This window comes from Microbacterium sp. UBA3394, assembly GCF_002358725.1.
GTDB lineage: Bacteria > Actinomycetota > Actinomycetes > Actinomycetales > Microbacteriaceae > Microbacterium > Microbacterium luteum.
This window is the reverse complement of sequence record NZ_DEPK01000029.1, coordinates 1-6,161: the sequence shown is the minus strand read 5'-3', so window position 1 is coordinate 6,161 and position 6,161 is coordinate 1. Positions and strand designations below refer to the sequence as shown.

At 69.7% G+C, this 6,161-nt stretch carries 8 protein-coding genes; 5 read left to right on the top strand and 3 right to left on the bottom strand.

The genetic code is table 11. From position 1 onward, the window contains the following. A partial coding sequence (locus B4E30_RS01470) for a DNA gyrase subunit A (protein WP_286793200.1) occupies positions 1–908 on the bottom strand: 908 nt, incomplete at its 3' end. 66 nt (positions 909–974) lie between these two features. Between B4E30_RS01470 and B4E30_RS01465 the strand changes: the two genes are divergently transcribed. Beyond that, on the top strand, positions 975–2,099 hold the full coding sequence (locus B4E30_RS01465; protein ID WP_286793199.1) for an alkaline phosphatase family protein: 1,125 nt from the start codon (positions 975–977) through the stop codon (positions 2,097–2,099). A 2-nt stretch (positions 2,100–2,101) separates the two neighbouring features. On the opposite strand, the gene sepH is transcribed toward B4E30_RS01465, so the two are convergent. Beyond that, complete coding sequence (gene sepH, locus B4E30_RS01460) at positions 2,102–3,142, bottom strand: septation protein SepH (RefSeq protein ID WP_286793198.1); 1,041 nt, start codon at positions 3,140–3,142, stop codon at positions 2,102–2,104. 202 nt (positions 3,143–3,344) lie between these two features. Between sepH and B4E30_RS01455 the strand changes: the two genes are divergently transcribed. Continuing rightward, positions 3,345–3,635, top strand: a complete 291-nt coding sequence (locus B4E30_RS01455) for a DUF4193 domain-containing protein (RefSeq protein WP_071043449.1) — start codon at positions 3,345–3,347, stop codon at positions 3,633–3,635. Here the strand turns inward: B4E30_RS01455 and B4E30_RS01450 are convergent. Beyond that, complete coding sequence (locus tag B4E30_RS01450; RefSeq protein ID WP_286793197.1) at positions 3,613–4,107, bottom strand: DUF3093 family protein; 495 nt, start codon at positions 4,105–4,107, stop codon at positions 3,613–3,615. The two genes, B4E30_RS01455 and B4E30_RS01450, sit on opposite strands and share 23 nt — an antisense overlap. A 12-nt stretch (positions 4,108–4,119) precedes the next feature. Here B4E30_RS01450 and dut point away from each other — a divergent pair, with 12 nt between their 5' ends. The 3 genes from dut to B4E30_RS01435 all read left to right on the top strand — a co-directional run bounded on the left by dut (position 4,120) and on the right by B4E30_RS01435 (position 5,914). Beyond that, positions 4,120–4,572 (top strand): dUTP diphosphatase, encoded by a 453-nt coding sequence (gene dut, locus B4E30_RS01445; protein WP_286793196.1) that lies wholly within the window; start codon positions 4,120–4,122, stop codon positions 4,570–4,572. Then, positions 4,569–5,138, top strand: coding sequence for a DUF3710 domain-containing protein (locus B4E30_RS01440; protein WP_286793195.1), 570 nt, complete (start codon positions 4,569–4,571; stop codon positions 5,136–5,138). The genes dut and B4E30_RS01440 overlap by 4 nt, the downstream gene beginning before the upstream one ends. Before the next feature lie 95 nt (positions 5,139–5,233). Continuing rightward, a complete protein-coding gene (locus B4E30_RS01435; protein ID WP_286793201.1) occupies positions 5,234–5,914 on the top strand; it encodes a DUF3159 domain-containing protein in 681 nt (226 codons plus the stop codon). The last annotated feature ends 247 nt before the right edge of the window (positions 5,915–6,161 follow it).

The following is a 6,161-nucleotide window of genomic DNA, read 5'->3' as shown; positions in this document are numbered from 1 at the left end:
CGACGGTCGGTGAGGTCGTTCACGTCGGCGATGCCCTGCAGCTTCTTCGCGGTGACGGCATCCTTGATCTTCTCGATGACGCGTTCGGGACCGACGAGGTAGGGAAGCTCGGTGACGACGATGCCGGTACGGCGCGGGCCGACCGGCTCGATGGAGGTCTTCGCACGCGTGCGGAACGAGCCGCGGCCATTCGTGTAGGCGTCCTTGATCCCGTCGAGCCCGACGATGATGCCCCCGGACGGGAGGTCGGGACCCGGAACGAACTCCATCAGTTCGTCGATCGTCGCGTCGGGGTTCTCCAGCAGATGCGTCGCGGCGGCCACGACCTCGATGAGGTTGTGGGGGGCCATGTTCGTGGCCATGCCCACGGCGATGCCGGAAGCGCCGTTGACGAGGAGGTTGGGGAAGGCCGCCGGCAGGACCTCGGGCTGCTGGAACTGGCCGTCGTAGTTCGGGATGAAGTCCACGACGTCTTCGTCGAGGTGCTCGGTGAGGGCGAGCGCGGCCGGCGCGAGGCGGGCTTCCGTGTAGCGCGCGGCGGCGGGGCCGTCGTCGAGGGAGCCGAAGTTGCCGTGGCCGTCGACGAGGGGAACGCGCAGGGAGAAATGCTGTGCAAGGCGCACGAGAGCGTCGTAGATCGCGGCGTCGCCGTGCGGGTGCAGCTTTCCCATCACCTCGCCGACGACACGCGCGCTCTTGACGTGCCCGCGGTCCGGTCGCAGTCCGAGTTCGGCCATCTGGTAGAGGATGCGCCGCTGCACCGGCTTGAGTCCGTCCCGCGCATCCGGGAGCGCGCGCGAGTAGATCACCGAGTACGCGTACTCGAGGAAGGACCCCTGCATCTCTGCGGAGACGTCGACGTCTTCGATGCGTTCTTCGGGCTGCGGTGCGGAGTCGGTGCGGGGCATGAAGGGTGAGGGCCTCGTGGAGGGGACGATCGATGGCCGTTTCACCCGTGTGGGAGACTGGCCGGGATGTCCACGAGCCTACCCGGCCCGTCGCCGCGAGCACGGAGCCTCACCGGAGTGCTGCCGGAGTCGATCGCCGCCATGGCGGGGGAGTCGACGTGGTTCGCGCCGGCGCGCAGCGTCGTGATCTTCCTGCTCGACGGTCTCGGTGCCGCGAACCTCACGGCGCGGACGGGGCATGCGCGTTTCCTCGCCGCTGCGATGGGGCGACGGGATGTTGCGCAGACGGTGTTCCCCTCCACGACGGCGGCCGCTCTGACAGCGCTGCTGACGGGCGAGCCTCCGGGCAGGAGCGGCATGGTCGGCTACCGCGCCCTGGTGCCGGGTGCAGACCGCATCGCGAACCAGCTGCGCGGCTGGGAGCAGGACGACCTGCCCGCGGACTGGCAGCGGGCGCGTCCGATTCTTGAGCGCGAGTCCGCGTCCGGGCGGGCGTGTTTCGTCGTCACCCGCGCCGAGTACGCGACGACCGGTTTCACGCATTCGACAACGCGTGGTGCGGAGGTCTTCGGCGTCGACGACCTCGACGAGAGGGTGGACCTGGCCGCGGACGTCGCCGGCGGGAATCCCGGTGCACTCGTCTACCTCTACGCCCCCGACCTCGATGCCGTCGGCCACCGCGCGGGCTGGGAGTCGGACGAGTGGTCGGCGATGCTCGAGCGCGTGGATGCGGCCGCGGCGAGAATGGCTCGACGGCTCCGACCCGACACCGGTCTGGTCGTCACCGCCGACCACGGCATGATCGACGTGCCGCGTCACCGACACGTGCTGTTCGGTGACGGGGCTCTCACCGAAGGACTGCGGCACGTCGGTGGCGAGCCGAGGATGGTGCATCTGTATGCGGAGAGCGGCGCGGCGGATCACCTCGCGGAGAGGTGGAGGTCGTCCGAGTCATCCCGGTCGTGGGTGCTCACACGCGATGAGGCGATCGCAGCCGGACTGTTCGGGACGGTCGACGGCGTCGTTCGGCCCCGGATCGGCGACGTCCTCGTCGCGGCGCGACAGAGCATCGCCTACTACGACGATCGGGTCGCGGACACGTCGCCGCAGAAGATGGTCGGTCAGCACGGGTCGCTGACGTCGGAGGAGCGCACCGTCCCCCTCATCCGACTCGGGGCCTTCGCCCGATGAGATCAGTCGTCGGTGCGCGCGCCGAAGACGATCTCATCCCACGAGGGCATCGACGTGCGGCCTTTGCGTCGCCCCGCTCCTTCGGCGATGACGATCGTGCGATCGTCGATCTCGTCGTCGGACGCGACGGGCTCGTCCTCGGATGACTCGTAGCCGGGCTCGAGGGCGTCGAAGAGTGCCACGGGAGCGTTCGGATCCGATCGGTCGTCTTCGGGTTCGGGCAGCGGCTCCCGCTGCCCCCGGCGTCGACGCAGCGCCTCGAGGAGATCGGCGGTCTCGGCCGAGGTGGTGACCTCGGGGTCGGTTGCGCGCTTGGTCGCGGCCTGGCGCACGGCCTGCGCGGTGGCCGGCGTGGTCGACGCCGCCGGCGCGGTGGCTTCGGCTTCGGCATCGGGCACCCGGCGCGGGCCGAACGCTCCGCTGTCGAAGCGGGACTCGTCCTTGCCGGCGTTGTCGAGCGCGCGGAGGCGCGGGATGAGGCCCTCGGGGAGCGAGCCCTGGCGGGAGAGCTGAACGGCATCGCCGTTCTGCGGCGACAGGGTGGACCGCCGCGGATCGAAGCCCCATCGCGCGTCGTGCTCGATCCCCCCGGAGGTGAACTCGAGCTTCACGACCCATCCGCTCTGCTCCTTCCAGCTCGTCCACCGCTCGCCGCCGGCACCTGCCTCGGCGAGCTTCGCCCGCACGGCGGTGCCGAAGCTCACATGCGCATCGTGGTCGAGTTCGGAGCCCATCAGGACGGGGACGGCCAGGGCCTGTCCGACGATGTGCTCGCGCTCGGCGAGCACCGGACGCTCGAAGCGCTGCACATCTTCGACACGCAGCCCCAGCAGGTCTGCGACTTCCTTGGTCGACAGGCCGGCGCGGATGTGCGACTGGATCTCACGCGGACTCGCCCGCTTCTCGGGGGCATCCGACTCGCGTCTGACGCGGCGGAGCTCGGCCCGCAGCACGTCGTCGAGGGCGAGCGCGAAGCGATCTCCGGCCTCGGTCGCGACGACGAGACGGTCGTCTTCGGTGCCGATCACTCTGAGCTGTTCCATGCCAATCGCCTCTCCGGTTCGGCGTACGTCGCCCATGCTGACACAGCGCTTCGCCGGCGCCGGGAATATCGCGGGCGCGCCGCGAGTTCGACCCCGAGCGCGCCGGCCGTGATCCGCATTTGCGAAATCCGGAGCGGTCGTGCAAACTAACGCCGCCCCGATGGGCACACAGCAATCTTCTGGGAAGTAGAGACCCTCACGAATGGCTACTGATTACGACGCTCCGCGCAAGTCCGAAGACGAGAGCGAGTCGATCGAAGCGCTCAAGGAGCGCGTGCCCGACAAGATGTCGGGATCGGTCGACGTCGAGGATTCCGACAACCCCTCGGGCTTCGAACTGCCGGGCGCCGACCTGTCCGATCTCGAGCTGGATGTGGTGGTCCTCCCGCCGCAGCAGGACGAGTTCACCTGCATGAGCTGCTTCCTCGTCAAGCACCGCTCGCAGGTCGATCACGAAGAGGCGATCGGCTTCATCTGCACGGAGTGCTCGTAGCCGAGGCCCGGCGCACCGCCGCGGCCAGGCGGTCGGGTGTCCGCGAGGAGAGGTACCACGCGGGAACCGGATCGTCGGGATCATCGATCGGGATCACGACGACGCCGTCGATGCCTCCGCGCAGCAGATGCCACGCGCGCGGATGAAGGCCGGGGCCACGGGCCTGGCGGGCATCCTCGCCGGTGAGTGCGACAGGGGCGCCGAGATGGCACGCGTCGATATGCGCTCGGCCGGCGCGAAGGCGCCCGCCCATCACCTCGATCCGGGGCGACAGGACGATCCAGACGGCGACGGATCCGAGTCCGACGACGGCGCCCGCCGCGACCGCGAGCGTGGTGTCCACCGGGACGAATACCAGGGCTGCCATCGGCCCCGCGAGCGCGGCGGCGACCAGGCTCCACAGCGACGGGCTCAGACGCTCGCGATAGTTCACGGCGCCGTCCGCGCCGACGTCGACAGCTCTGTTCTGCATTACCCTCGTTGCGTGACCGAATCGGTGGATGTCCTCATTATGGCCCGTGAGGCCCCGCTCTACGCGCACCCCGGCGATGCCGGAGCCGATCTGGTGGCCGCCGAGGCGGTGCGCCTCGAGCCCGGTGAGCGCGCGCTGGTCGGCACCGGCGTCCGCATCGCACTTCCGGACGGTCACGTCGGATTCGTGGTTCCGCGCAGCGGCCTGGCGTCGAAGCACGGCATCACGGTGGTGAACGCGCCGGGCACGGTGGATGCCGGCTACCGGGGCGAGGTCAAGGTCGCGTTGCTGAACACCGATCCACGAGAGCCCTACACGATCCGGGAGGGCGACCGCATCGCGCAGCTGATCGTGATGCCGATCCCGCCGGTGCGGTTCGTGCCGGTGGACGACCTGCCCGACAGCACCCGGGGCGACGGCGGCTTCGGTTCCACGGGCTACCAGAAGGATGGAGCATCCTCATGACCGAATCCACTCCCGTCGACCGCGCGACCTCGGGACCCTTCGATGACAGCGAGGCCAATCCGGTCCGCCCGTACATCGACCTGGGCGGCATCAAGATCCTGCCGCGGGATGGTCTGAACCTGCGCCTGGAGGTCGAGGAGCAGACCAAGCGCATCGTCGCCGTCGGGCTGGACTACGCCGAATCGACGCTCCAGGTGCAGCCCTTCGCCGCGCCGCGCTCGAGCGGCCTGTGGGACGAGACGCGGGAACAGATCCGTGAGCAGGTACGCGCCCAGGGCGGTCGCGTCGAGGAGCGCGAAGGTCCGCTGGGTCACGAGCTGCTGGCCGAGGTGCCGGTTTCGGCGGCGGACGGGTCGACGGGCAAGCGACTCGCCCGGTTCATCGGTGTCGACGGTCCGCGCTGGTTCCTGCGGGGTGTCATTGGGGGAGCCGGCGCCGCCGACGCGGATGCGGCGGCGAAGGTCGAGGACCTGTTCCGGTCGATCGTGGTGGTGCGAGGGGGCTCCCCGATGCCGCCGCGCGACCTCATCCCCCTCAAGATGCCGGCGACGCCGGGTTCTGCGTGACCGGCGAGAACACCGCCACGCCCGACGAGTCCGAGCCGCGCGAGGAGACGGCGACCGGGTCGGCTGAGGCGACGGGACCTTCGGCGCCGGACGCCATCGGTGCGGCCCTCGGGCAGGCTGCGCGGCGCGCGGGCATCGATCCCGCCGAGGAGGCGTCGACCGGTCATGTCGTCTGGCGGGCGATGGGCGGTGTGCGGGGCATCCTCGAATCGGTGCTCCCCGGGCTGGTGTTCATCGTGGTCTTCACCATCACGATCGATCCGGACTCCGGCGACGGCGATCTCTGGCTCTCCCTCGGCCTGTCGGTCGGTGTGGCGGCTGTCTTCACGGCGGCGCGCCTGCTCGCCCGGCAGCCGGTCACGGCCGCGGTGGGGGGTCTCGTCGCGGCCGTGGTCGCGGCGGCGTTCGCTCTGCTCACCGGGGATGCGAGCAACAACTTCGTGCCGGGTTTCGTGACCAATGCGATCTACGGCTCGGCGCTGTTGATCTCGGCGCTGGCCGGGTGGTCGCTGATCGGGCTCGCCGCAGGGTTCCTCCTCGGCGAAGGCACCGCGTGGCGCCACGATCGACGCAAGCGCCGCGTCTATTTCTGGCTGGCGATCGCGTGGGCGGCGCTGTTCGCCGCGCGCTTGGTCGTGCAGCTGCCGCTCTACTTCGCCGGCGAGGTGACGGCACTCGGAACGCTCAAGCTCGTCATGGGGCTGCCTCTGTTCGCACCCATGCTCGCCGTCACGTGGTTGGCCGTGCGAGCGCTCCACCGTCGGCCCGTCCGGTGATACTATTTATCTCGACATCGAGATAAATAGTTCTCCCTGAGTAAGGTCCGCCTTGCTGGTCACGCACGCGCGTGAGGGGCGAAGATGGGGGAGCCGGTCCCATACCCGGGGCCCGCCGGCGACGAAGGAGACGGACGTGTCCACAGTTGACAGCTTCGGTGCCAAGAGCACCCTGACGGTCGGCAGCACCGACTACGAGATCTTCCGCATCGACACCGTTCCCGGGTACGAGAAGCTGCCGTTCAGC